Raw genomic sequence first — 20,763 nt, 5'->3', positions numbered from 1 at the left:
TGCGCCTCAACCGCCGGTCGAGGACGAAGGTTGCGCGGGCGCCGGGGGCGGGCGCCGTTCGTGGGTCGCCTGCTCATAGGCGTGGCCCAGCGACAGGATGCGGGCGTCGTCCCACTTGCCGCCGATGAAGCTGAGGCCGACGGGCATGCCGCGGTCGAAGCCCATTGGCACGGTCAGGTGCGGATAGCCCGCCACCGCCGCCAGCCGGCTGGCCGATCCCTGGGCGTTGTCATCGTCCTCGCGGTCGTTGGTCCAGGCCCGCGAGGTAGTCGGGGCGGTCAGGGCCACGACCCCGTGCGTCGCCATCATCCGGTCGATGCCGTCGGGCCCGGCGGCGCGGAACGACCGCTCGCGCGCCTCGACATAGGCCGGATCGTCAAGCCCTCCGGTCGCCTCGGCCCGGTCGAACAGTTCCTGGCCGAACAGCACGGTCTCGCGCGGCTCGGCGGCGTTGAAGGCGATGACCTCGGCCAGGGTCCGCGTCCGCACCTGCTGTGGGTCGGTCGAGGCCAGGTAGAGGTTCAGGTCGTGCTTCAGTTCGGTCAGCAGCACCGTCAGCTCCCAGCCGCCGATCTGGCGGAAATTCTCCGGCGCCTCGGTGATCTCGACGATCTCGGCCCCGGCGGCGCGCAGGTTGGTCAGCGCGCGTTCGAACTCGGCCTGGGTCTCGGTGGAATAGTTGGAGACGAGGAAGCGCATGACCCCGAGGCGGGCGCCCTGCAGCGAATTCGCGTCCAGCGCCGCGCGATAGTCGACCTTGCGGGCATCGGCTTCGATGGTCGCCGGATCCAGCGGGTCCGAGCCGGCGATGGCGGTCAGGACGACGGCCGCGTCCTCGACCGTGGCCGCGATCGGCCCGGCGGTGTCCTGAGAATGCGCGATGGGCACGATATGGGTGCGGCTGACCAGTCCCACCGTGGGCTTGAACCCGACCACGCCGTTCACCGAGGCCGGGCAGGTGATCGAGCCGTCGGTTTCCGTTCCGATCGCCGCCGGCGCCAGGCCGATGGCCACCGCCACGGCGCTGCCGGAGGAAGAGCCGCACGGCGTACGCGCCGGGTCGTACGGATTGCGGGTCTGCCCGCCGACGCCGCTCCAGCCGCTGATGGAATTGTTCGACCGGATGTTGGCCCATTCGGAGAGATTGGTCTTGCCGAGGATGATGGCGCCGGCCTCGCGCAGGCGGGTGACCAGCGGCGCGTCGCGGCCGGGCGCGTTGTCGACCAGGGCCAAGGAGCCGGCCGTGGTCGGCATGTCGGCGGTCTCGATGTTGTCCTTGAGCAGGACCGGGAAGTTCCAGAGCAACGACGCCGGTGCTCCACCGGTCGTACCCAACGCTTCGGGCGCGCTCCATCGAAGGACGCTTTCGGACCGCCCATCCATCGAGTCCAAGGAAGCGAGAACCTCCATGACGCGTCTGACCCGGCGATCTGCTGTTCCCTCGGGAAGGCAGATGTCGGCCGCCCCTCTCGCGGCAGCGCTTCGCCATTCGGACTGAATCATCTGCGGCCAAGCCTGCAATGGTCGGCAGTCCTGCCCGACTTGATGAGGCACAAGCACCGGTTGATCGCCTTCCGGGAGGGTTGGGCGGATGACTACCTCCTGCGCAATGGCTGTTCCGGCCAGTAGTGCCGCGAACGCCCCCGCGATCAGTCCCGCGCGGCGGGCGCCCTTGCACCGATCGTCCGGTCCAGGAAGTCCAGATACGTCCGCCATTGCTGCAGCTGCCTTTCATTGCCCCGGACGCCGTGGCGCTGGCCGGGGTAGAGCATCAGTTCGAAGGGAATGGACGAAGCCTGCAGCGCGTCGATGACCCGCGTGGAGTTCTCCAGGATGACGTTGTCGTCGGCCATGCCGTGCATCAACAGCAGCCGTCCGGTCAGGTTCGGCAGGCGCGGAATGGCGTCCGAGGCCGCGTAGCCCTCGGCATTCGCTTCCGGCGTCGACATGTACCGCTCGGTGTAGTGAGTGTCGTACAGGCTCCACTCCGTCGGCGGCGCCCCCGCGATGGCCGAGGCCAGGCCCATCTCCGGCTCGGTCAGGGCCATCAGGCTCATGAATCCGCCGTAGGACCAGCCCATCATGGCGATGCGGTCGTCGTCAACATAGGGTAGCGAGCGCAGATGGTTCGCCGCCAGCACCTGATCCTCGATCTCGGGCTGGCCCATCTTCAGATACAGGGCCTGTTTGAAGGCCGCCGACCGGTCGCCCTCGCCGCGATTGTCGAGGCGGAAGACGATGTAGCCGGCCTCGGTCAGCAGTTGGCTGGTGGCCGGCTGCCACCCCTGCTTGACCCCGCCGCCCGACGGGCCGCCATAGACCTGCATGACCACCGGATACTGCTTCGACGGATCGAAGCCCGGCGGCGTGGTCATCTGCCAGACCAGCATCTCGCCATGGCTGTCCAGTGTGCCGAAGGTCGGCGTCTGACGGCGGGAAGCGTAAGGCCAGAAGGGATGGGTCTCGTCGAGCCGGTTCTCCTCGATCCAGCGCACGAAGGTCCCGTCGGCCCGATACAGCCCCGACTGCGGCGGCGTGCCGGGATCCGAATAGTTGCCGACGAAGGCCGTGCCGGTCTTGTTCATCGAGGCCGACCACCAGCCGCCGTCGCTCGTCACCGGCGTGGCCTGGCGCAGTTCGTTGAGCGACGCCCGCCACAGCCGCTGGATCGTCGGCCGCTCGCCCTGAACGTCGCACATCGCCACCCGTCCCCCCGGCAGCGGGCAGGCGCTGTGGCCGCCGGTGACGCCCTCGGGCCGTTCGGCATAGCCGAAGGAGGCGGTGAAGAAGACCTCGCCGGTCTGCTGGTTGACCCCGTTAAGGCTCTTCACCGGCCACGGACCGTGGGTGATCGGCCGGATCATCGTCCCGTCGCGGTCGTAGAGATACAGGTGTTTCCAGCCCGTCTCCTCCGACGACCAGATGAAGTTCCCGTCGTCCAGCGCCCGGAAATCGTGGTTCAGAGGCACCCATGCGTCCGAGGTCCGGGTCAGGATCACCCGCGACGCGCCCGTGGCGGGATCGACGCTCAACAGGTCCAGCGTCTTCTGGTCGCGCGACTGGCGCTGGACATACAGGGTGCGGCCATCGACCGACCAGTCGACCCGGGCCAGATAGATGTCGCGGTTCTCGCCCAGGTCGACCTGCGTCCGGCGTCCGCTTTCGCGGTCGTGGACGAACAGCTCGACCACCGCATTGGGCCGGCCGGCGCGCGGGTAGCGCTGCTCGATCACCCTGGCCCCGCCGCCGGTGATGTCCAGTCGCGGGATGACGTCGACGGTCGCCTCGTCGGTCCGCTGCAGGGCGATGTAGCGCTCGTCCGGGCTCCACCAGTAGCCGGTGTCGCGATCCATCTCCTCCTGGGCGATGAATTCGGCGGTGGCCCAGGTGATCAGGCCGTCGCCTTCGGTCGTGACCTCGGTCTCGCGGCCGGCGGCCAGATCCACAACCACCAGATCCTGGTCGCGCACGAAGGAGACGAAATTGCCCTTGGGCGAGACCTTGGCGTCGATCTCGTCGGCTTCGGTTTCGGTCAGACGGCGCACCGCCCCGCCCCCTCCCGCGTTATCCGGGCGCTCGGCCAGGAAGATGTCGCCTTCCAGCGGAGCCAGGATGTAGCGCCCCTGCTCGTCCCACGAATACTCGACCACCCCGCGCTGCGAGATCCGCATCCGCTCGCGCCGCGCCTTCTCGGCCTCGGACAGTTCGCCGGCGTCGGGGACCAGCGCCCGGGCGTCGATCAGCTTGAACGGCTCGCCCTCGCCCGTCGGCGCCGCCCACAGGTCCAGCACGTCGACGTCGTCGTCTCTCGAGCGCAGGAAAGCCACCAGTTCGCCGTCCGGCGACAGGCTGACGCCCCGCGCGACCGGCCCGGTGAGCGAAGGATCGGCGAAGACCCGTTCGGGCGTCAGGACGGCCGGGTCCGGCGCCCTGTCCGAACTTTGCGCCATCGCGGCGGTGAACGGCGAAAGCGCCGCGAGAAACAGGGTGGAGACGAGAAGTTTGTTGCGCATGGCGGCGACGCTAGAGGGAGATTCCGGCGTCGTCATCCCCCTTGCGGCAAGCGCGACATCCGCACGGCTTCCCCCCCGCCCCCTCACCCCCTAATAAGCCCGCAATGACCGACGTCGCCGCCTCTCCGTCACCCGCGAAAGCCTCCGCCTTCCATGAACTGGAAGTGCTGTGGGTGCGCCACTGGACCGACCAGCTGTTCAGCTTCGCCATCGCCCGACCCGACGATTTCCGCTTCCGCTCGGGCGAGTTCGTGATGATCGGCCTGCCCGGCGAAGACGGCGGCAAGCCCATCCTGCGGGCCTATTCCATCGCCAGCCCCGCGTGGGACGAGCAGCTGGAATTCCTGTCGATCAAGGTCCCGGACGGCCCCCTGACCTCGCGCCTCCAGAAGATCCAGCCGGGCGACACGGTCCTGATGGGGAAGAAGCCCACCGGCACCCTGGTGCTGGACGCCCTCACCGGCGGCGAGCGCCTCTGGCTGATCGGGACGGGCACCGGCCTGGCGCCCTGGCTCAGCGTGGTCCGCGATCCCGACACTTACAGCCGTTTCGACCATGTCGTGGTCTGCCACACGGTGCGCCATGTCGCCGACCTGACCTACCGCGAATTCCTGACCTCGGGGATTCACGACGATCCCCTGATCGGCGAGGAGGCGAAGGCCCGGCTGACCTACTATCCCACCGTCACCCGCGAGCCCTTCGAACACCCCGGCCGGATCACCGACCGGATCAGGTCCGGCGCCCTGTTTGACGACCTCGGCCTGCCGCGCGGCTTCTCGCCCGACCGCGACCGGGTCATGCTGTGCGGCTCCATGGCCATGATCAAGGAGACGGGCGAACTGCTCGAGGCCCTCGGCATGAAGGAAGGCTCGAACGCCGAGCCGGGCGACTATGTGCTGGAGCGCGCCTTTGTCGGATAGCGTCACGATCGATCCGCGCACCGCGCCGGAAGCCTGCGCCACCATGGCCGAGGTCCGTCAGGGCGTCGACGCCCTCGACCGCGCCCTCGTCCAGCTGCTGGCCGAGCGTCAGCGCTACATGGACGCCGCAGCCCGCATCAAGCCGGACCGTTCCGTGGTGCACGACGACGCCCGCATCGAGGACGTGGTGAGCAAGGTGCTGGCCGCCGCCGGCCCCGCCGGCCTGTCGCCCGCCATCGCCGAGCCGGTCTGGCGCACCCTGATCGACCGCTGCATCGCCTACGAGTTCGAGGCCTGGGACCGCAGACGCGCCTAGCCTCGGAGAGACCTCAGCATCAGCGCGTGCCGATAGGCCGCGACGTCGGCCAGGGCCGTCTCCAGCGCATCCCGAACCCGTTCCAGCAGCGGCGGAGCCTCGGCCTTCTCCGCCGCCTCGGCGGTCTGGCAGGCCTCCGCAAGTTCGCCCGCGCCGATGCCCGCCGCCGCGCCGCGGAGAGTGTGGACCCCGTCGCGCCAGCCATCCTCGCGCACGTCCAGCATCGGCGACCACATCGCCGCCTGCTGTGCGAACAGGCCCAGCACCTCCTCGGTGATGGCGTCGTCGCCCCCGGTCATCCGCTCCAGCACGGCGAAATCGACCGCCCCGGACAGGTCGCGCAGGGCCATCAGCCCTCGGCCTCCTCGCCCCTGGCCAGCCGCGAATTCCACGCCGACCAGGCGAAATAGACGATCAGGCCGACGCCGTTCCAGGCGAAGAACCACTGCTGCGTCGAGCCCCGCAGGCTGAAGAAGAAGATGATGCAGCCGACGATGGTGATCGTCCCCACCAGCCACCACAACGGCGCCTTGAACAGCCGCTTGCGGTTCGGTTCGCGGATGCGCAGCACCATCAGGCAAACCCCCACCGCCGCGAAGGCCGCCAGCGTCCCGGCGTTGGCCAGCGACGCCAGTTCGTCCAGCCGCATGACCCCGGCGAGGGCGGCCACCACAATGGCGGTGAAGATGGTCACCACCGCCGGCACGCCACGCACCGAGACCTTGGCGAGCTTGCGGGGCAACAGGCCGTCGCGCGCCATGCCGAGGAATATCCGGCTCTGGCCGAACAGGAAGGCCAGCAGCACGGTCGGCAGGGCGATCACGGCGCTGGCCGCGATCCACTGCGCCGCTGTGCCCTGCCCCATCTCGCGCAGGATCAGGGCCAGGGGCTCGGGGCTTTCGGCGAAGCTGGCCACTGGCCGGGCGCCGATCGCCGCGGCCGCCACGACCAGGTACAAGGCCGTGCAGACGACCATGGAGCCGACGATGCCGATGGCCAGATCGCGCTCGGGCCGCTTGGTCTCCTCGGCCGCCGTCGAGATGGCGTCGAAGCCGTAGAAGGCGAAAAAGATGATCGCCGCGGCCGCCATGACCCCGGTCTGGACCACGGGCTGACCCGTGATCTGCTCCATGAAGGGCAGGCTGGGGGCGCCGAAGCCGTTGGGCATGAAGGGGGTGAAGTTGGCGCCGTCGAAGGCCGGCAGGGCGATAGCCACGAAGGCGATCAGGGCGGCGATCTTGATCGCCACCAGAACCGCGTTGACCGTGGCGCTTTCCCGCGTGCCCAGAAGCAGCAGGCCCGTGACCACGGCGATGATGAACACCGCCGGCAGGTTGATGAAGCCGCCCGGTACGTGCGGCCCCGCCGTCAGCATGGTGGGCAGGTCAATCCCCATCCCGGTCAGGAAGCCGGTGGCGTAGCCCGACCAGCCCACCGCCACCGCCGAAACCACCAGGGAGTATTCGAGGATCAGGCTCCAGCCCACGATCCAGGCGATCAGCTCGCCCAGCACGGCGTAGGAATAGGTATAGGCGCTGCCCGCCGCCGGCATCATGGTCGACAGTTCGGCATAGGCCAGGGCGGCGCAGGCGCAGACCAGGCCCGCCAGGGCGAAGCTGATCATCACCGCCGGACCCGCCAACCCGGCCCCGACCCCGATCAGGGTCAGGATGCCGGTGCCGACGATGGCCCCGACGCCCAGCGCCATCAGGTGGGGCCAGCCCAGCGTCTTCTTCAGCGCGGGCCCTTCGTGCGGGGCCAGCATGGCGTCGATCGAGCGCCGGCGGTTCCAGAAGGCCATGATGTCGCGTCTCCCCTGCGCCGCTCCCCGGCGGCTGATTTGCGCGGAGCCTAGCCCGCCCGCCGGCAAACCGGAATGGCCCGCTTGCACGCGCCGGGCTTCCTGCAATGATACCGGTGTCAGGCTGCAGGAGGTGTCCAATGTCGATCCGGTTTTCCCGTCGCGGCCTGATGGCGGCGGCGGCCGCGGCCGCGCTCGCCGGCCCGGTGTTCGCGCAGACGGCCGGGGCCGACCGCACGGCCGTACTGGAGACCATGAAGCGGGCGACCCGCTTCATGGTCGAGGAGGCCGCGGTGGGCGGCGGCTACGTCTGGTCGGCCCTGCCCGACTTCTCGCGCCGCTGGGGCGAGCTGGAGGCCTCGCCGACCATGATCTGGGTCCAGCCCCCGGGCACGGCGACCATGGGCCACCTGTTCCTCGACGCGTACCACGCCACCGGCGACGAGGCCTATTACGCCGCCGCGAAGAGCGCCGCCGACGCCCTGGTCAGGGGTCAGCATCCCTCGGGCGGCTGGAACTACGTCATCGACACGGCGGGCGAGGAGTCCCTGCGCCGCTGGTACGACACCTATGGCAAGAACGCCTGGCGGATGGAGGAATTCCAGCACTACTACGGCAACGCCACCTTCGACGACGCGGGCACCTCCGAGGCGTCCCAATTCCTGCTTCGGCTCTATCTGGAGAAGCGCGAGCGGGCGTACCGCGTCCCGCTGGACCGGGCCATCCGCTTCGTCCTCGACAGCCAGTATGCCAACGGCGGCTGGCCCCAGCGCTACCCGCTCAGCCAGGACCCCGGCCTGCACGGACGGCCCGACTACACCGGCTACATCACGTTCAACGACGACGTGGCCGGCGAGAACATCAAGTTTCTGATCTTCTGCTACCAGACGCTTGGCGACCGCCGTCTGCTCGACCCGATCCGCCGGTCGATGGACTGCTTCCTCGCCTGCCAGCAGCCCGCGCCCCAGGCCGGCTGGGGCCTCCAGCACGACGCCGCCACCCTCAGGCCCGTAGCGGCCCGCACCTACGAGCCCGAGGCCTACGCCACCCACACCACGGCGGCCAACATCGGCCAGCTGTTCAGCTTCTATCGCCTGACGGGCGACCGGAAATACATCGCCCGCGTGCCCGAGGCCCTGGACTGGCTGGAGTCCGTCCGCCTGCCCCAGCGGCTCCAGCGCGACGGCCGCACCCATCCGACCTTCATACAGCCGGGCACGAACAGGCCGCTGTACGTCCACCGCCGCGGTTCGAACGTCGTCAACGGCGCCTACTATGTCGACGGGAACCCCGAGGACACGGTCATCCACTACAGTTCGTTCCGGGCGGTCGACGTCGCGGGGCTGCGCGCCGAGTATGACCGTCTGGCCGCGATGACGCCCGAAGCCGCGCGCGAGGGCTCGCCCCTGCTGGCGCGCCAGGGCTCGGTCGCCCTGCCCCGCTATTTCACCCTGCAGGACATTTCGGTCTCGGACATGACCAGCAGCGGCGCCCGCCCACCGGCCGAGCCCGCGGTGATCGCCGCCCTGATCGCCGGACTGAACCCGCGCGGCTACTGGCCCACGCCGCTGAGGGCGGTCAGCAATCCCTACATCGGCGACGGTTCGCCCGAGGTCGCCCCCGGCGAGTTCCGCCTCACCCGCGTCGGCGACGCCAGCGACACCTCGCCGTACATCACCGACTTCCCGGTGATGGGCGTCTCGACCGGCGAGTACATCAAGAACATGGGCGTGCTGATCCAGGCGCTTGAGGCCGCCGCCCCGGCCTGACCGCGCCTGCGACAAACCGGAACGCCGGGCCAAATCCCCTTGCGCGCGCGCGGCATTCCCATTAGGTACGCCCCCTCGCCGCAGCCGGTCCCCAACCGGCCCGGTCGGGACGGCGCGAGCCTTGAAAGGCTCCGCCCGACGCATGGTCCGGGTGATTAGCTCAGTTGGTAGAGCAGCTGACTCTTAATCAGCGGGTCGTAGGTTCGAACCCTACATCACCCACCATCGTCCCCGCCGGCCGACCGGCGCATCGGCGTCCCCTGCGGAACCAGGCGGGGACGGCCAAGGATCGACACGCCTCCGACCGGCATGAGGAAGGTCAGGAAGAAGGCGACGATCATGAGCAGGATCGGGAGAGTGTCTTCGGACATGGCCGGGCTCCTTTGCGGCCTCACAGGACCGCGCCCGGCGCGGGAACGCATTGATCGGCGTCAAACGCGGAACGGCCTCAGGGCGCGGGCGCGTCGGACCCGGGGTCGTCCTCGATCAGGATGCGGGCCGCCGACCCTTCGATGTCGTCGTACTGGCCGGAGCGCAGGGTCCAGACAAAGGCCCCCACGGCGATCAGGCCGAGGGCCACCGAGAACGGCGCCAGCAGGAAGATGATGTTCATCGCCCGCCCCTGACCCTGAGCGCATTGAGGGTGACCACCAGCGACGAACCGGACATCGCCAGGGCGGCGACGAACGGATTGACGAGGCCGAGCATGGCCGCCGGCGCGGCGACCAGATTGTAGAGGGCGGCGAAACCGAAATTCTCCAGCGCCCGGCGCCGGGCCGAACGGGCCACGTCGATCGCCTCGACGATGGTCGTCAACGCGCCCCGGGTGAGCACCAGATCGGCGGCGTTCTGGCTGGCCTCGAGCGCCGACCCCGGCGCGATGGCCGCGTGGGCCCGCGCCAGGGCGGCGGCGTCGTTGAGCCCGTCCCCGACCATCAATACCTTGCGGCCGTCGGCGGCGAGGCGGTCGATGGCCTCGGCCTTCTCCTGCGGCATCAGTCCGGCCCTCCAGGCCGCCACGCCCACCGTATCGGCCGCCGCCCGGACCGCGCCGACCTGATCGCCGGACAGGATTTCCACCGTGATCCCGCGCGCCGTCAGGGCGGCGATGGTCGCGGCCGCATCCGGCCTGACGATGTCCGAGAATTGCAGCCGGACCTTGGTCTCGCCCTCGAAGCCGAACCAGAGTTCCGTTTCACCCGATCGCAGGGTCGGGGCGCCGACGAAGACCGCCCGGCCGAGGCGGGCGCGCCGCCCGTCGATCAGCCCCTCGACCCCCAGACCGGCGTGTTCGACGACGTCGGCGGCGACAGGTCCGTCCCCCGCGGCCCGGGCCACGGCGCGGGCCATCGGATGACCGGAGGCGCGGGCCAGCGGGGCCGCCATGGCGATAACGGCCTGAGACGCGCCCACCAGCGCCGGACGGCCCTCGGTCAGCACGCCGGTCTTGTCGAAGACCACATGGTCGATCTCGGCCAGACGCTCCAGCGCCGCCCCCGACTTGACCAGCACGCCCCGGCGGAACAGCCGGGCCGAGGCGACGACCTGTACGGCCGGAACGGCCAGGCCCAGGGCGCAGGGGCAGGTGACGATCAGGACGGCCACGGCCCGGATCAGGGCTTCCCGGGGGTCCAGGCCCAGGGCCCAGCCGCCGGCGAAGGTCGCCAGGGCCGCCGCATGCACCACCGGCACATAGAGGGCGGCGGCGCGATCGGCGAGCCGGACATAGCGCGAGCGCGACTGGGCCCCCGCCTCGACCAGCCGGGCGATGGCCGCCAGCGTCGAGTCCTCCGACCGGGCGCTGGCCCGCAAGGTCAGCAGGCCGGCGGTGTTGACGGCGCCGGCGCGGCACAGCTGTCCCGGGCGAACCCGTTCCGGGACGCTCTCGCCGGTCAGCAGGCTGTTGTCGAGGAGCGCCTCGCCCTGCTCCAGGGTTGCGTCGACCGGAATGCGGTCGCCAGGCCGCACGCGAAGGAGGTCGCCCGGCCGGATGTCGCCGAGCGGCACCGATCGTTCGACGCCCCGCGCGTCGACGACGCAGGCGGCGGGGGCCTGAAGTGCCAGCAGATCGCCGGCCGCGCTCCGCGCCTTGGCCCGCAGCACATGGTCGAGCCACCGCCCGATCAGCAGCAGGAACAGCAGGGAGACGGCGGCGTCGAAATAGGCGTCGCGCCCGTTCAGGATGGTCTCGGAGAAGCTGATCGCCAGGGTCAGGATCACCCCGACCGAGATCGGCACGTCCATATTGGCCCGGCCGGCCCTCAACGACCGCCAGGCCGACTGGAAGAAGGGCATGCCGGCGAAGATGGCGCAGGGCGCTCCGACGGCGGCCGACATCCACATCATCATGGAGCGGGTCGCCGGGCCCAGCTCCTGATCGAACAGCCCGGCCCAGATCGGCACCGAGAACATCATGGCGTTCATGGCGCCGAAGCCGGCCACGGCGAGGGCGAGGATCAGCCGCCGCCCCTCGCGGTCGCGCTGGACCATGGCGGCGCCGGGATCGAACGGCGTCGCCGGATAGCCCAGCCGGTCCAGCGCAGAGATGATCCGGCCCGGGTCGACGCTGGCGCTGGCCAGGCCGATGGCGAGGCGGCCGGTCGACAGGTTCAGGCGGACCGACTCGACCCCCGGCAGACGCGACACCTCCCGTTCGATCTTCGAGATGCAGCCGGCGCAGCGGGCCCCCGTCACCAGCAGATCGAGGCGGGCGCGGCCATCCTCCTGCCGGCGCAGGAAGGCCGACATGTCCGGTCCGGTCGCCGCCTCGAAGGTCACGGCCACGTCAGCCTCCGCTCGGCGATGAAGGTGCGGCCCGCGTCGTCCGCGGCCTCGATCCGGGCGTCCCAGGCGCCGGAGAGGGCGCGGTCGACGGCGTACCGGCCGGGGGCCGTTTCCCCGAGGACGACCTCGGCGCGGCCTTGTTCGGTCGCGGGGCGCTGGAGCGTGGCCGACACCCTGAGTCCCGTGAGCGGACGGCCCTCGCGGTCCTGCATCAACACGTCCAGTCCGTTCGCCCGGGCCTCGGCCCCCGCCCGCCAGCCCAACGCATCCTGGACCCGGAGGCGCTCCAGTTCGGCGTTGTAGATCAACCCCGCCTCATAGGGCCGCGCGGCGACCTGGCCGGGATGGGTGCGGTAGGCCATCACCAGAAAGGCGGCGTCGACGCCGACCACCAGGGCGAAGAAGGCCACGACGCCCGCGGCGACGTGCCATCCCTTGACGACGAACGGCGGCTTCACGGACTTCGTCGCGGCGTTCATTGCGGCTGGCTCCCATAGTCGAAGGCGGTGGGGACAATCTTCGTCTTCCCGCCCGAGAGGACCTCGAAGGCGGCGTCCCGGCTGCCGTCTCCGACGTGATCCGCCGGGGCGGTGACGAAGATGCGCAGCGGGGTGACGCGGTTCGGCTCGACCTCGACACGGAGTGGATCGGCGCCCGGCTGGCCGGGGATCCTCAGTTCCGCCCCGGGAACCCCGGCGTAGCGAATCTCGACGGTGGCGGTTTCGAACCCGTGGTTGGCGATCTTCAACGTGTAGCCATTGCGGACGGCGCCGTCGTGCAGCCGGACATAGGCCGGGTTGCGGTCCCGCAGGGCATGGACGCCCAGCTGCTCGCGCGTGCTGAAGCCCCAGATCATCAGGCCCCCGACCAGCATCAGCGCCAGGCCGTAATAGAGGGTGCGCGGCCGGATCAGCCGATGCTCCGGTTTCTGACCGCAGTTCCGGGCCGCGACGGCCGCGTCGGTGTCATAGGCGATCAGGCCGCGCGGCCGGCCGACCTTGTCCATGACCTCGTTGCAGGCGTCGATGCACAGGCCGCAGTTGATGCACTCCAGCTGCGCCCCGTCGCGGATGTCGATCCCCATCGGGCAGACCACGACGCACTGGTTGCAGTCGATGCAGTCGCCCCGGCCCTCCCAGGATTCGGCCTTCTTGTGCGGGCCGCGGGGCTCGCCGCGGTCGTAGCGATAGGTGACCTGGAACGACTGGTCGTCCAGCATGGCCCCCTGGATCCGCGGCCACGGGCACATATAGGTGCAGACCTGCTCGCGCATGTGGCCGGCGAAGACATAGGTGGTGAAGGTCAGGACCGCGCACGACACATAGGCCGTCATCGGAGCCGTTCCGACCCAGAAGGTGCGGATCAGGTCGGGCGCGTCGTGAAAATAGAAGATCCACGCCCCGCCCGTGCCGAAGGCGATGCCGATCCAGACGAGGTGCTTGCCGGCCTTGCGCCACAGCTTGTTGAAGGACGTCGGGGCCGCGTCGAGCCGCATGCGGGCGTTACGGTCGCCCTCGAACATCCGCTCGATATGGATGTAGAGGTCGGTCCAGACCGTCTGCGGGCAGGCGTAGCCGCACCACAGCCGTCCGAACAGGGCCGTGACGAGGAACAGGGCGAGCGCCGAGATCACCAGCAGGCCGGTGATGAAATACACCTCCTGCGGCCACAGCTGGATCATAAAGAAGTAGAAGCGTCCGCCGTCGAAATCGACCAGCACGGCCTGGTCCGGCAGGGCGCCCGGGCGCTCCCAGCGGATCCACGGGGTGATGTAGTAGATCGCCAGCATGACGATCAGCAGCGCCCATTTGAGCCACCGCCACCGGCCGTGAACCAGCTTGGGGTAGATCGGTGTACGCGGCTTGTAGAGACCCTTGGGACGGGCCTTCTCGCGCTGCTTCTCGGCGACGGAAACCGGACCCGTGGTCGCCGGGCGTTCGCGGGTCCGGTCGATGATGAGGGTCATCGCACGGCGGCTTCAACCGCGCCGGAGGAGACTTCATCGCCGCCTGCGGAGGCTTCGCCGCTGCCTGTGGAAACCTCATCGCCGCCTGCGGAGGCTTCGCCGCCGCCGGCGTTGACGTGGACGTAAACGGCCAGGGCCTTGATCACACCGGGCGAGAAACGGCCCTCCCAGGTGGGCATGACCCCGTTGCGGCCGTTGTGGATCTGGCCGCGGATGGTTTCGCGGTCCGAGCCGAACAACCATTCGCGGTCGGTCAGGTTGGGCGCGCCCTGCGCGCGGTCTCCGACGCCGGTGGGCGTATGGCAGGCCGCGCAGTTGTCGGCGAACAGCTGCCGGGCCCGCCCCACGGCCGCGGCGTCCGCCTGTCGGCCCGACAGGGCGACGACATATTCGGTCAGATCGGCGGTCTGGCCGGCGTCGAGCATGCCGTCGCGTCCGAACGCCGGCATCTGCGAGATGCGGGTCTCGGCGTGGCCGGACCGGACGCCGACGCGGATCGTGTGTTCGATCTCTTCCAGCGAGCCGCCCCACAGCCACACGTCATCGCGCAGGTTGGGATAGCCCTTGGCTCCGCCGCCGCCCACGCCGTGGCAGCTCGCGCAGTTGTCGCCGAAGACCGACTGCCCGACCGCGAGCGCGTGCGCCTGCAGGTCCGGATCCGCCTCGATCTGTTGCAGGGAGGCCGTCACCAGCATCGCCTCGCCCCGGCCGCGCTGGGCCTGCAGGGCGTTCAACTCTTTGACCACATTGGCCCGGTCGGACTGCTTCAACAGGCCGGGCGTGTAGCCGTTGGCGCCGGGCCAGGCCGGCATCAGGACCCAGTAGATCACGGAGAAGGCGATGCAGCCGTAGAAAATCCACAGCCACCAGCGCGGCAGCGGATTGTCCAGCTCCTTGAGGCCGTCCCATTCGTGTCCGGTCGTCTCGACGCCGGAGTGTTCGTCGCGCTCGCGTTCAGACATGCTCGTCCTCGTCCTTTTCGAGCGGCAGGTGAGAGAGGCGGCGGAAGGCTTCGCCGTGTTTGGGCCACAGGGCGTAGACCAGCCCCGCGATGAAGATGGCCCCGAAATAGAGGGTGCCGCCTTGCTGGGCGAACCGCGCCACGGCTTCGTAATCGAGCCCGCTCATCGCATGTTGTCCGGGTCTTCGGCCTGGTAGGTGCGGAAATCCACCATCGTGCCGAGTTGCTGAAGATAGGCGATCAGGGCGTCCATCTTGGTCAGACGCGCAGGGTCGCCGTCGAAATCGCCCTGGGCGACCCTCGGGCCGTAGCGGCTCCGCAACTCGGAGGTCTCGCTCGCATACGGATCGACCTGGGCGTTCAGGTCCGCCTCAGCGTTCGCGATCTGCTCGGCCGTATAGGGCACCCCGACCGCCAGCATGGTCCGCAGCTTCGCCCGGATGGCGTGCTGGTCCAGGTCCTGGTCGGCCAGGAACCGGTAGGGCGGCATGTTGGACTCCGGCACCACGGCGCGCGGATCGCCCAGGTGTTCGCGATGCCACTCGTTCGAATACTTGCCGCCCACCCGGGCCAGATCCGGCCCCGTGCGCTTGGAGCCCCACTGGAACGGATGGTCGTACATGCTCTCGGCGGCGAGGCTGTAGTGGCCGTAGCGTTCGACCTCGTCGCGCAGCGGACGGATCATCTGCGAGTGGCAGCTGTAGCAGCCCTCGGCGATGTAGATGTCCCGACCGGCCAGCTCGAGCGGGGTGTAGGGGCGGACGCCCTCCACCTCCTCAATCGTGCTCTCGACCCAGAACAGCGGGGCGATCTCCACGATGCCGCCGATCGACACCACGATGGTGATTCCGATCACCAGCCAGAACGAGTGGCGCTCGAATTTCGCGTGCTTCTTCCACATGGGGCTGATCCTCACCCGACCGGCTGTTGGTGGGGTTCGATCAGGGTCGCGGGCACGTTCTCGGCGGAGCGCGAGGACGGCATGCGGATCGTACGCCACAGGTTGTAGGACATGATGAGCGTGCCGCTCAGGAACATCAGGCCGCCGACGGTGCGGATGACGTTCTCGATATGCTTGGCGGCGACGGTCTCGATGAAGCTGTTGGCCAGGAAGCCGTCGGGCGTGTACTCGCGCCACATCAGGCCCTCCATGATGCCGGAGACCCACATCGCGGTGATGTAGAGAACGATGCCGGTCGTCGCGATCCAGAAATGCCACTCGACGAGGGCGTTGGAGTACAGGCGGTCCTTCTTCCACAGCCAGGGCACGAGGCAGTAGATGGCGCCGAAGCTGATGAAGCCGACCCAGCCCAGCGCGCCGGAGTGAACGTGGCCGATGGTCCAGTCAGTGTAGTGCGACAGGGCGTTGACCGTCCGGATGGACATCAGCGGCCCCTCGAAGGTCGACATGCCGTAGAAGGCGATGGCCACAACCATCATGCGGACGACGGGGTCGGTGCGCAGCTTGTCCCAGGCCCCCGACAGGGTCATCAGGCCGTTGATCATCCCGCCCCAGGACGGCATCCAGAGCATGATCGAGAAGGTCATGCCCAGGGTCTGCGCCCACTGCGGCAGGGCCGTGTAGTGCAGGTGGTGCGGACCCGCCCAGATGTAGATGAAGATCAGCGACCAGAAGTGGACGATCGACAGGCGGTAGGAATAGACCGGCCGCTCGACCCGCTTGGGCACGAAATAATACATCATCGCCAGGAAGCCGGCGGTCAGGAAGAAGCCCACGGCGTTGTGGCCGTACCACCACTGGACCAAGGCGTCCTGGACCCCGCCAAAGGCCGAATAGCTGCGCGCCTCGAGCAGACCGACGGGCACGGCGGCGTTGTTGACCAGGTGCAGCAGGGCGACTGTGACGATGAAGGCCAGGTAGAACCAGTTGGCCACGTAGATATGGGGTTCCTTGCGCTTCCAGATCGTGCCCAGGAAGACCAGCAGATAGGCGACCCAGACGATGGTCAGCCAGATGTCGACGTACCATTCCGGCTCGGCGTATTCGCGCGACTGGGTGATGCCCGAGACATAGCCCGTGGCGGCCAGGACGATGAACAGCTGGTAGCCCCAGAACACGAACCACGGCCAGACCCCGCCCGCCAGGCGCGCCTTGCAGGTGCGCTGCACGACCCAGAAGGAGGTGCAGATCAGGGCGTTGCCGCCGAAGGCGAAGATCACGCCGGAGGTATGCAGGGGCCGCAGGCGGCCGAAATTCAGCCAGCCATGCTCCGGAAAATAGAAGATGTCCGGCCACGACAGCTGGGCGGCGATGAAGACACCGACGGTCATGCCGATGACGCCCCAGAACATGGTGGCGATCACGCCGGCGCGGATCACCCCGTCCTCATACCGGCCCGGATCCGACCGGAACCGTCCGTTGGCGACGCCGATGGTCATGGCGGCCAACGCCACGACCGAAGCAGCCATCAGGATATAGCCATGGAAGCGAAAGGCCGCGTCGTCGGTGAGGGCGGTGGCGAGCAGGGCCACGATCGCCGCTACCCCCAGGAACAGGAACAGGGCGGCCACGTCGCCCGGCGTATTGGTATCCTTTGAGACGGTCGTCGGCATTCGGCTGGACCCCGGTGAGTAGAGTTCCCTCCGTGCTCCGACTCGCCGCCCCCTGCTTTGCGCCAACGCAAAGCCGCCGCCGGAAAATCGTGGCTCAAACGACCCGGAGGTTCAAATGCCACACAGCGACACCCAGGATTCACGAAAGCTCGGCGTCGGCCTGATCATGATCGGCGCGACACTGTTCATCGCGGCGGCGGCCTGCGCCGTCGCGGCCGTCGGTCACATGGCCGGCGCCGCGGCTCTCTGCGGACCCGCCGCCAGCCACTGCATTCTGTGCATCGCCTCGGCGGGAAGCCTGCTGGCGTCAGCCGGCGTCATCGCCGCTGGCATGATGTTGCTTGGAGATCGTTCCGCGCTGGAGCAGGCCCGGCCGCACGGCTGACCGCGGCGCGGCTCGCGGCCTAGTCGATGTGGGCGAGCGCGCTGCGCACGGCGGTCAACAGGGCGTCTGTAAGCAGGGGCTTCTCGATGATCGGAACGCCCGCCGCGGCGGCGCGCGCCCTCAGATGAGGGCGCGGATTGGTGGTGATCAGGACCGCCGGCATGCGGACGTCGTTCGCCCGAAGCCGGTCCAGCAGCTCCAGCCCGTTCGCGCCCGGCAGGTGGTAGTCGAGAACCAGGCAGCCCTTTTTCGGCAGCGCTCCGGACGCCAGCAGGCTTTCCGCGTCCCTGAAGCTGCTCACCTCCAGCCCTTCCAGGTCGAAGGAGAATTGCACGGCGTGCGCGACCGCCGGGTCGTCGTCCACGAGGAAGACGGCCGGGCGCGGCAGACTGGAAGAAGCAGAGGTCACGCGCAGATGCCGTCCAGGCGGCCGCGTTGCAGCAGACGCACGTGCCGGGTCGAGCGGGCCTCGATCAGTCCGGCGGTCTGAAGCTGGGACAGGGTCCTGGACACGGTGTGGATCGTCAGACCGACATGGTCGGCGATGTCCTGCCTTGTCATCGGCAGGTCGATGGATTCCGGGTGTCCCTGGCGCGCCGCGAAATCAAGCAGAAAGGCGACGACGCGTTCGGTCGCGCCCTGCCGGGCCAGGATCAGGGCGTGGTCCTCGCTGCGCTGGACGGCGCGGACGGTGATCTGCCACAGGGCGCGCGCCAGGCCCATGTCCGTGACGGCCCGCTCCGCCAGCTCCGCGCGCTCGATGGCCGAGGCGTGGACGGCGCCCAGGGCTTCGGCGGTGGTGGCGTGCTCGACGCCGGCTTCGAGGCCGACGAAGTCTCCTGGCAGATGAAAGCCGGAGACCTGGCGACGACCGTCGCTGAGGAGCCGGTAGCTCACAGCCGCGCCCTTCAACACGCGATAGACCAGACGGACCGGATCGCCTTGCCGGAACAGCTGCTCGCCCGGCGCGAACGGCGACCGCGGGGCCGCCGAGGCGTTGGCGAAGACGGCGCACAGATGGCAATCCGGCGTCTCCTCACGCGCGGTGGGGATCGGCTTGTCCGTGATTTCGCAGATGCGGAGGGCGGGCATTGAGGCGGTCCGGTGAACTTGTAGCCGCACACTAGAGCCCGGCCCCTCTCCGCCGATATTCGGGAGTGCCCCCTAGGGAGTTTACCGGAGTCGACGGCGCCGTGGTCGGCCGCTCTGGTGGGATGGCCGTCACTCTTGTCGGCTCGCAGAATCACGCCATGCCCATCGCCTTCGACATCGACATCCTGAGGCGCTCGGAGATGTTCGCCGGCCTGGGCGCCGAAGCGCTCCAGGCCGTCGCCGCCGCGGGTTCGGTCCGGCGGCTCCCGGCCGGAACCCGCATCTTTGTACAGGGCGATCCGGGCGTCAGCGGTCACAGCCTGCTGGAGGGGCGGGTCAAGATCGTCCAGACCCGGGCCGACGGCGGTCAGGCGGTGCTGCGCTTCATCGGCCCGGGCGAGATGTACGGCACCGTCGCCGCCCTGATGAACCAGGCCTTCCCCGCGGACGCCGTCGCGGTGGTCGACAGCGTCGAGATATGGTGGACCATCCCCGCCTTCCGGCAACTCATCCGCCAATTCCCCGAAATCGGGCTGCGTTCGACGGCGGCGGCCGGAACGCGCCTGATGGACCTGCAGAGCCGGATGGGAGAAATGACCGGCGAACGGGTGGAGCAACGTATCGCGCGCACCCTCCTGCGTCTGATGGAAAAGGCCGGGCGGCCGACCAGCGAAGGCATAGAGATCGACTTTCCGATCACCCGCCAGGAGCTGGCCGAGATGGCCGGTTCGACCCTGCATACGGTCAGCCGGACCTTGGCGGCCCTGGATCAGCGAGGCGTCACGGGCAGCGCCCGCCGCCGGATCATCGTGCGCGACCCTCGCGCCTTGGGCCAACTGGCTGAACACGGCGTCGGCTGATCCATCGTTCTTTCAAGCGGATGGCGAAAGGCCGGCCCCTGCGGGCCGGCCTTCCCCGGATTCCCCGGGCAGGGTCAGCGGACCCGGGTCAGCATCTCGGTGAAGCGCCGACGCGCCAGCGGCGGCGTGCGCGCCACGGCCGTCCGCACGGATTCCAGATTCGAACTCGCCGGGCCCACCTGGATCAGTGCGACCATGCCCATGCTGTAATGCGGCGCGCATTTCACGCCATAGACGCCCGGCTGGGTCACGCGCAGGACGAACTCCCGTCCCATCGGGCCCCGCTGGACGGTCGCGCCCGCCGGAATCATCCCGGCGATGGTTTCGGCATTGTGGCCTGGATCGGTGGGCACGAAGCGGATCGTGTCGCCGGGCCGCGCCTGAACCACGGCGGGCGAGAAGACCATGGCGCCGCCGGCGCCGCGGTTCAGCATCTGAACGACATGTTCGCCCGCGACGGCCGGCGTGGCGGCGATCAGCGCGGCGGCCGCACAGACCATGGGAAGAAATTTCGGGAACATGACCTGGACCTTGAAGTGACTGCGCGAGATGTTCGCGCCATAGCTCTGTTCTAGTCTTTGCCGTCACCTAAACATTGCGTCCGAACAAACAGAGGCCTCCGTAGATTCCCGGATGCGAGGAGAAAACAGCTCGCGCTCCTCCAGTCGCATTTGTTCACGGACGTCGACGTTGATCTTGCAGCACAGGACATAGAGCACGCGCCACTTGGCGCAGGCTTGCGCGGGGACCTCGAACCCTTGCGTGAGGGCGAGCACGACGTCGAGCTGGTTCCGGATCCGGGCGTGCTCGGCTTCCATGATCCTCGCCGCCTCGGCCGCTTGCGGCTTTTCGGCCAGCAGCATGGGGAAGACGACGGCGTCCTCGCGCTGTTGATGGTGCTCGAGCGATTCGAGGATCCCCATCAGCCGGTCGGACAGGCCATGCGGCCAGAGCTCCTGGCCGCCATGCGCAGCCTCGCAGGCGGTCGCCAGCGCGACGGCGTCCTCGATGACCCCGACAAGGGCGCGATGATAGCGATCGCGGATGTGGCGGATAAGACGGGTCGTGTCCGCCGGAGGCGCGACCTCGTCGTCCTGCAGAAGCGTGAGGCTGCGGGTCAGGGCACGGCGGTCGACCCGGCCGCAATCCGTGACGCCCCAGCGCCGCAGAACGCTCGGATCCGCTTCCGGAATCAGGTCGAGACGCGGGGATTGCGGTCGCATGGACTCATCTCCTTGAGCCGCCCCGATGGCAGGGGCGGATCGTCGCGTCGTTGCGCCCGAACAATCCCGCGCTGGAGGGAATCGGTCAGCCTTCCGGGG

At 69.0% G+C, this 20,763-nt stretch carries 22 protein-coding genes and 1 tRNA gene; 6 read left to right on the top strand and 17 right to left on the bottom strand.

Annotation, left to right across the window (positions count from 1 at the left end):
* Nucleotides 1–6: 6 nt before the first annotated feature.
* Both Q8Q71_RS15360 and Q8Q71_RS15355 read right to left on the bottom strand, forming a co-directional pair.
* Nucleotides 7–1,383 carry an amidase gene (locus Q8Q71_RS15360; RefSeq protein ID WP_305760519.1) on the bottom strand — a complete coding sequence of 459 codons (1,377 nt, stop codon included), beginning with the start codon at nucleotides 1,381–1,383 and terminating at the stop codon, nucleotides 7–9.
* 266 nt (nucleotides 1,384–1,649) lie between these two features.
* Nucleotides 1,650–4,013, bottom strand: coding sequence for a S9 family peptidase (locus Q8Q71_RS15355; RefSeq protein WP_305760471.1), 2,364 nt, complete (start codon nucleotides 4,011–4,013; stop codon nucleotides 1,650–1,652).
* A gap of 104 nt (nucleotides 4,014–4,117) precedes the next feature.
* Between Q8Q71_RS15355 and Q8Q71_RS15350 the strand changes: the two genes are divergently transcribed.
* Together Q8Q71_RS15350 and Q8Q71_RS15345 are read left to right on the top strand one after the other, a co-directional pair.
* Complete coding sequence (locus Q8Q71_RS15350; protein WP_305760470.1) at nucleotides 4,118–4,933, top strand: ferredoxin--NADP reductase; 816 nt, start codon at nucleotides 4,118–4,120, stop codon at nucleotides 4,931–4,933.
* Nucleotides 4,905–5,249: a chorismate mutase gene (locus Q8Q71_RS15345; protein ID WP_305760469.1), complete on the top strand. Its 345-nt coding sequence runs from the start codon at nucleotides 4,905–4,907 to the stop codon at nucleotides 5,247–5,249. Before Q8Q71_RS15350 ends, Q8Q71_RS15345 begins: the two co-directional genes overlap by 29 nt.
* Here the strand turns inward: Q8Q71_RS15345 and Q8Q71_RS15340 are convergent.
* A complete protein-coding gene (locus Q8Q71_RS15340; protein WP_305760468.1) occupies nucleotides 5,246–5,599 on the bottom strand; it encodes an Hpt domain-containing protein in 354 nt (117 codons plus the stop codon). The two genes, Q8Q71_RS15345 and Q8Q71_RS15340, sit on opposite strands and share 4 nt — an antisense overlap.
* The gene (locus Q8Q71_RS15335; RefSeq protein ID WP_305760467.1) at nucleotides 5,599–7,050 is read right to left on the bottom strand and encodes an amino acid permease; all 1,452 of its coding nucleotides are present in this window, start codon (nucleotides 7,048–7,050) and stop codon (nucleotides 5,599–5,601) included. The genes Q8Q71_RS15340 and Q8Q71_RS15335 overlap by 1 nt, the downstream gene beginning before the upstream one ends.
* A 140-nt stretch (nucleotides 7,051–7,190) precedes the next feature.
* Between Q8Q71_RS15335 and Q8Q71_RS15330 the strand changes: the two genes are divergently transcribed.
* Nucleotides 7,191–8,819 carry a pectate lyase gene (locus Q8Q71_RS15330; protein ID WP_305760466.1) on the top strand — a complete coding sequence of 543 codons (1,629 nt, stop codon included), beginning with the start codon at nucleotides 7,191–7,193 and terminating at the stop codon, nucleotides 8,817–8,819.
* 149 nt (nucleotides 8,820–8,968) lie between these two features.
* A tRNA-Lys gene (locus Q8Q71_RS15325) sits at nucleotides 8,969–9,044 on the top strand.
* On the opposite strand, the gene Q8Q71_RS15320 is transcribed toward Q8Q71_RS15325, so the two are convergent.
* From Q8Q71_RS15320 to ccoN, 9 genes are all read right to left on the bottom strand, one after another.
* On the bottom strand, nucleotides 9,035–9,190 hold the full coding sequence (locus tag Q8Q71_RS15320; protein WP_305760465.1) for a hypothetical protein: 156 nt from the start codon (nucleotides 9,188–9,190) through the stop codon (nucleotides 9,035–9,037). The two genes, Q8Q71_RS15325 and Q8Q71_RS15320, sit on opposite strands and share 10 nt — an antisense overlap.
* A 77-nt stretch (nucleotides 9,191–9,267) precedes the next feature.
* Complete coding sequence (gene ccoS / locus Q8Q71_RS15315) at nucleotides 9,268–9,432, bottom strand: cbb3-type cytochrome oxidase assembly protein CcoS (protein WP_305760464.1); 165 nt, start codon at nucleotides 9,430–9,432, stop codon at nucleotides 9,268–9,270.
* A complete protein-coding gene (locus Q8Q71_RS15310; RefSeq protein ID WP_305760518.1) occupies nucleotides 9,429–11,567 on the bottom strand; it encodes a heavy metal translocating P-type ATPase in 2,139 nt (712 codons plus the stop codon). Before Q8Q71_RS15310 ends, ccoS begins: the two co-directional genes overlap by 4 nt.
* A gap of 26 nt (nucleotides 11,568–11,593) precedes the next feature.
* Nucleotides 11,594–12,082 carry a FixH family protein gene (locus Q8Q71_RS15305; protein ID WP_305760463.1) on the bottom strand — a complete coding sequence of 163 codons (489 nt, stop codon included), beginning with the start codon at nucleotides 12,080–12,082 and terminating at the stop codon, nucleotides 11,594–11,596.
* Complete coding sequence (ccoG, locus tag Q8Q71_RS15300) at nucleotides 12,079–13,569, bottom strand: cytochrome c oxidase accessory protein CcoG (protein ID WP_305760462.1); 1,491 nt, start codon at nucleotides 13,567–13,569, stop codon at nucleotides 12,079–12,081. The genes Q8Q71_RS15305 and ccoG overlap by 4 nt, the downstream gene beginning before the upstream one ends.
* Nucleotides 13,566–14,531, bottom strand: coding sequence for a cytochrome-c oxidase, cbb3-type subunit III (ccoP, locus tag Q8Q71_RS15295; RefSeq protein WP_305760461.1), 966 nt, complete (start codon nucleotides 14,529–14,531; stop codon nucleotides 13,566–13,568). The genes ccoG and ccoP overlap by 4 nt, the downstream gene beginning before the upstream one ends.
* Complete coding sequence (locus Q8Q71_RS15290) at nucleotides 14,524–14,697, bottom strand: cbb3-type cytochrome c oxidase subunit 3 (RefSeq protein WP_305760460.1); 174 nt, start codon at nucleotides 14,695–14,697, stop codon at nucleotides 14,524–14,526. Before Q8Q71_RS15290 ends, ccoP begins: the two co-directional genes overlap by 8 nt.
* Complete coding sequence (gene ccoO / locus Q8Q71_RS15285) at nucleotides 14,694–15,431, bottom strand: cytochrome-c oxidase, cbb3-type subunit II (protein WP_305760459.1); 738 nt, start codon at nucleotides 15,429–15,431, stop codon at nucleotides 14,694–14,696. Before ccoO ends, Q8Q71_RS15290 begins: the two co-directional genes overlap by 4 nt.
* 11 nt (nucleotides 15,432–15,442) lie before the next feature.
* Complete coding sequence (gene ccoN / locus Q8Q71_RS15280; RefSeq protein WP_371315975.1) at nucleotides 15,443–16,930, bottom strand: cytochrome-c oxidase, cbb3-type subunit I; 1,488 nt, start codon at nucleotides 16,928–16,930, stop codon at nucleotides 15,443–15,445.
* Nucleotides 16,931–17,219: 289 nt separating this feature from the next.
* On the opposite strand from ccoN, the gene Q8Q71_RS15275 reads away from it, so the two are divergent.
* The gene (locus Q8Q71_RS15275; protein ID WP_305760458.1) at nucleotides 17,220–17,489 is read left to right on the top strand and encodes a hypothetical protein; all 270 of its coding nucleotides are present in this window, start codon (nucleotides 17,220–17,222) and stop codon (nucleotides 17,487–17,489) included.
* Between the two features lie 19 nt (nucleotides 17,490–17,508).
* Here the strand turns inward: Q8Q71_RS15275 and Q8Q71_RS15270 are convergent, their stop codons facing one another.
* Both Q8Q71_RS15270 and Q8Q71_RS15265 read right to left on the bottom strand, forming a co-directional pair.
* Nucleotides 17,509–17,898: a response regulator transcription factor gene (locus Q8Q71_RS15270; protein WP_305760457.1), complete on the bottom strand. Its 390-nt coding sequence runs from the start codon at nucleotides 17,896–17,898 to the stop codon at nucleotides 17,509–17,511.
* The gene (locus Q8Q71_RS15265; RefSeq protein ID WP_305760456.1) at nucleotides 17,895–18,581 is read right to left on the bottom strand and encodes a helix-turn-helix domain-containing protein; all 687 of its coding nucleotides are present in this window, start codon (nucleotides 18,579–18,581) and stop codon (nucleotides 17,895–17,897) included. The genes Q8Q71_RS15270 and Q8Q71_RS15265 overlap by 4 nt, the downstream gene beginning before the upstream one ends.
* 122 nt (nucleotides 18,582–18,703) lie before the next feature.
* Between Q8Q71_RS15265 and Q8Q71_RS15260 the strand changes: the two genes are divergently transcribed.
* Complete coding sequence (locus Q8Q71_RS15260) at nucleotides 18,704–19,441, top strand: Crp/Fnr family transcriptional regulator (RefSeq protein ID WP_305760455.1); 738 nt, start codon at nucleotides 18,704–18,706, stop codon at nucleotides 19,439–19,441.
* A 74-nt stretch (nucleotides 19,442–19,515) separates the two neighbouring features.
* Here Q8Q71_RS15260 and Q8Q71_RS15255 read toward each other — a convergent pair whose 3' ends face one another.
* Together Q8Q71_RS15255 and Q8Q71_RS15250 are read right to left on the bottom strand one after the other, a co-directional pair.
* Nucleotides 19,516–19,941 (bottom strand): pseudoazurin, encoded by a 426-nt coding sequence (locus tag Q8Q71_RS15255; protein ID WP_305760454.1) that lies wholly within the window; start codon nucleotides 19,939–19,941, stop codon nucleotides 19,516–19,518.
* An 84-nt stretch (nucleotides 19,942–20,025) separates the two neighbouring features.
* Entirely contained in the window at nucleotides 20,026–20,664 is a 639-nt protein-coding gene (locus tag Q8Q71_RS15250; RefSeq protein ID WP_305760453.1) for a hemerythrin domain-containing protein, read from the bottom strand.
* Between the last annotated feature and the right edge of the window lie 99 nt (nucleotides 20,665–20,763).

Source organism: Brevundimonas sp. (assembly GCF_030704825.1).
Taxonomy (GTDB): Bacteria; Pseudomonadota; Alphaproteobacteria; order Caulobacterales; family Caulobacteraceae; genus Brevundimonas.
Note: the sequence above shows the minus strand (reverse complement) of the source record. Positions and strands in the feature narration are given on the sequence as shown.

What these genes read in the sequence shown, in the direction of transcription:
- Q8Q71_RS15360 (WP_305760519.1), bottom strand. Translation starts at nt 1,383, where the DNA reads ATGGATGGGCGGTCCGAAAGCGTCCTTCGATGGAGCGCGCCCGAAGCG.
- Q8Q71_RS15355 (WP_305760471.1), bottom strand. Translation starts at nt 4,013, where the DNA reads ATGCGCAACAAACTTCTCGTCTCCACCCTGTTTCTCGCGGCGCTTTCG.
- Q8Q71_RS15350 (WP_305760470.1), top strand. Translation starts at nt 4,118, where the DNA reads ATGACCGACGTCGCCGCCTCTCCGTCACCCGCGAAAGCCTCCGCCTTC.
- Q8Q71_RS15345 (WP_305760469.1), top strand. Translation starts at nt 4,905, where the DNA reads ATGTGCTGGAGCGCGCCTTTGTCGGATAGCGTCACGATCGATCCGCGC.
- Q8Q71_RS15340 (WP_305760468.1), bottom strand. Translation starts at nt 5,599, where the DNA reads ATGGCCCTGCGCGACCTGTCCGGGGCGGTCGATTTCGCCGTGCTGGAG.
- Q8Q71_RS15335 (WP_305760467.1), bottom strand. Translation starts at nt 7,050, where the DNA reads ATGGCCTTCTGGAACCGCCGGCGCTCGATCGACGCCATGCTGGCCCCG.
- Q8Q71_RS15330 (WP_305760466.1), top strand. Translation starts at nt 7,191, where the DNA reads ATGTCGATCCGGTTTTCCCGTCGCGGCCTGATGGCGGCGGCGGCCGCG.
- Q8Q71_RS15320 (WP_305760465.1), bottom strand. Translation starts at nt 9,190, where the DNA reads ATGTCCGAAGACACTCTCCCGATCCTGCTCATGATCGTCGCCTTCTTC.
- ccoS (WP_305760464.1), bottom strand. Translation starts at nt 9,432, where the DNA reads ATGAACATCATCTTCCTGCTGGCGCCGTTCTCGGTGGCCCTCGGCCTG.
- Q8Q71_RS15310 (WP_305760518.1), bottom strand. Translation starts at nt 11,567, where the DNA reads ATGTCGGCCTTCCTGCGCCGGCAGGAGGATGGCCGCGCCCGCCTCGAT.
- Q8Q71_RS15305 (WP_305760463.1), bottom strand. Translation starts at nt 12,082, where the DNA reads ATGAACGCCGCGACGAAGTCCGTGAAGCCGCCGTTCGTCGTCAAGGGA.
- ccoG (WP_305760462.1), bottom strand. Translation starts at nt 13,569, where the DNA reads ATGACCCTCATCATCGACCGGACCCGCGAACGCCCGGCGACCACGGGT.
- ccoP (WP_305760461.1), bottom strand. Translation starts at nt 14,531, where the DNA reads ATGTCTGAACGCGAGCGCGACGAACACTCCGGCGTCGAGACGACCGGA.
- Q8Q71_RS15290 (WP_305760460.1), bottom strand. Translation starts at nt 14,697, where the DNA reads ATGAGCGGGCTCGATTACGAAGCCGTGGCGCGGTTCGCCCAGCAAGGC.
- ccoO (WP_305760459.1), bottom strand. Translation starts at nt 15,431, where the DNA reads ATGTGGAAGAAGCACGCGAAATTCGAGCGCCACTCGTTCTGGCTGGTG.
- ccoN (WP_371315975.1), bottom strand. Translation starts at nt 16,930, where the DNA reads ATGACCATCGGCGTCGCCAACGGACGGTTCCGGTCGGATCCGGGCCGG.
- Q8Q71_RS15275 (WP_305760458.1), top strand. Translation starts at nt 17,220, where the DNA reads ATGCCACACAGCGACACCCAGGATTCACGAAAGCTCGGCGTCGGCCTG.
- Q8Q71_RS15265 (WP_305760456.1), bottom strand. Translation starts at nt 18,581, where the DNA reads ATGCCCGCCCTCCGCATCTGCGAAATCACGGACAAGCCGATCCCCACC.
- Q8Q71_RS15260 (WP_305760455.1), top strand. Translation starts at nt 18,704, where the DNA reads ATGGCCGTCACTCTTGTCGGCTCGCAGAATCACGCCATGCCCATCGCC.
- Q8Q71_RS15255 (WP_305760454.1), bottom strand. Translation starts at nt 19,941, where the DNA reads ATGGTCTGTGCGGCCGCCGCGCTGATCGCCGCCACGCCGGCCGTCGCG.
- Q8Q71_RS15250 (WP_305760453.1), bottom strand. Translation starts at nt 20,664, where the DNA reads ATGCGACCGCAATCCCCGCGTCTCGACCTGATTCCGGAAGCGGATCCG.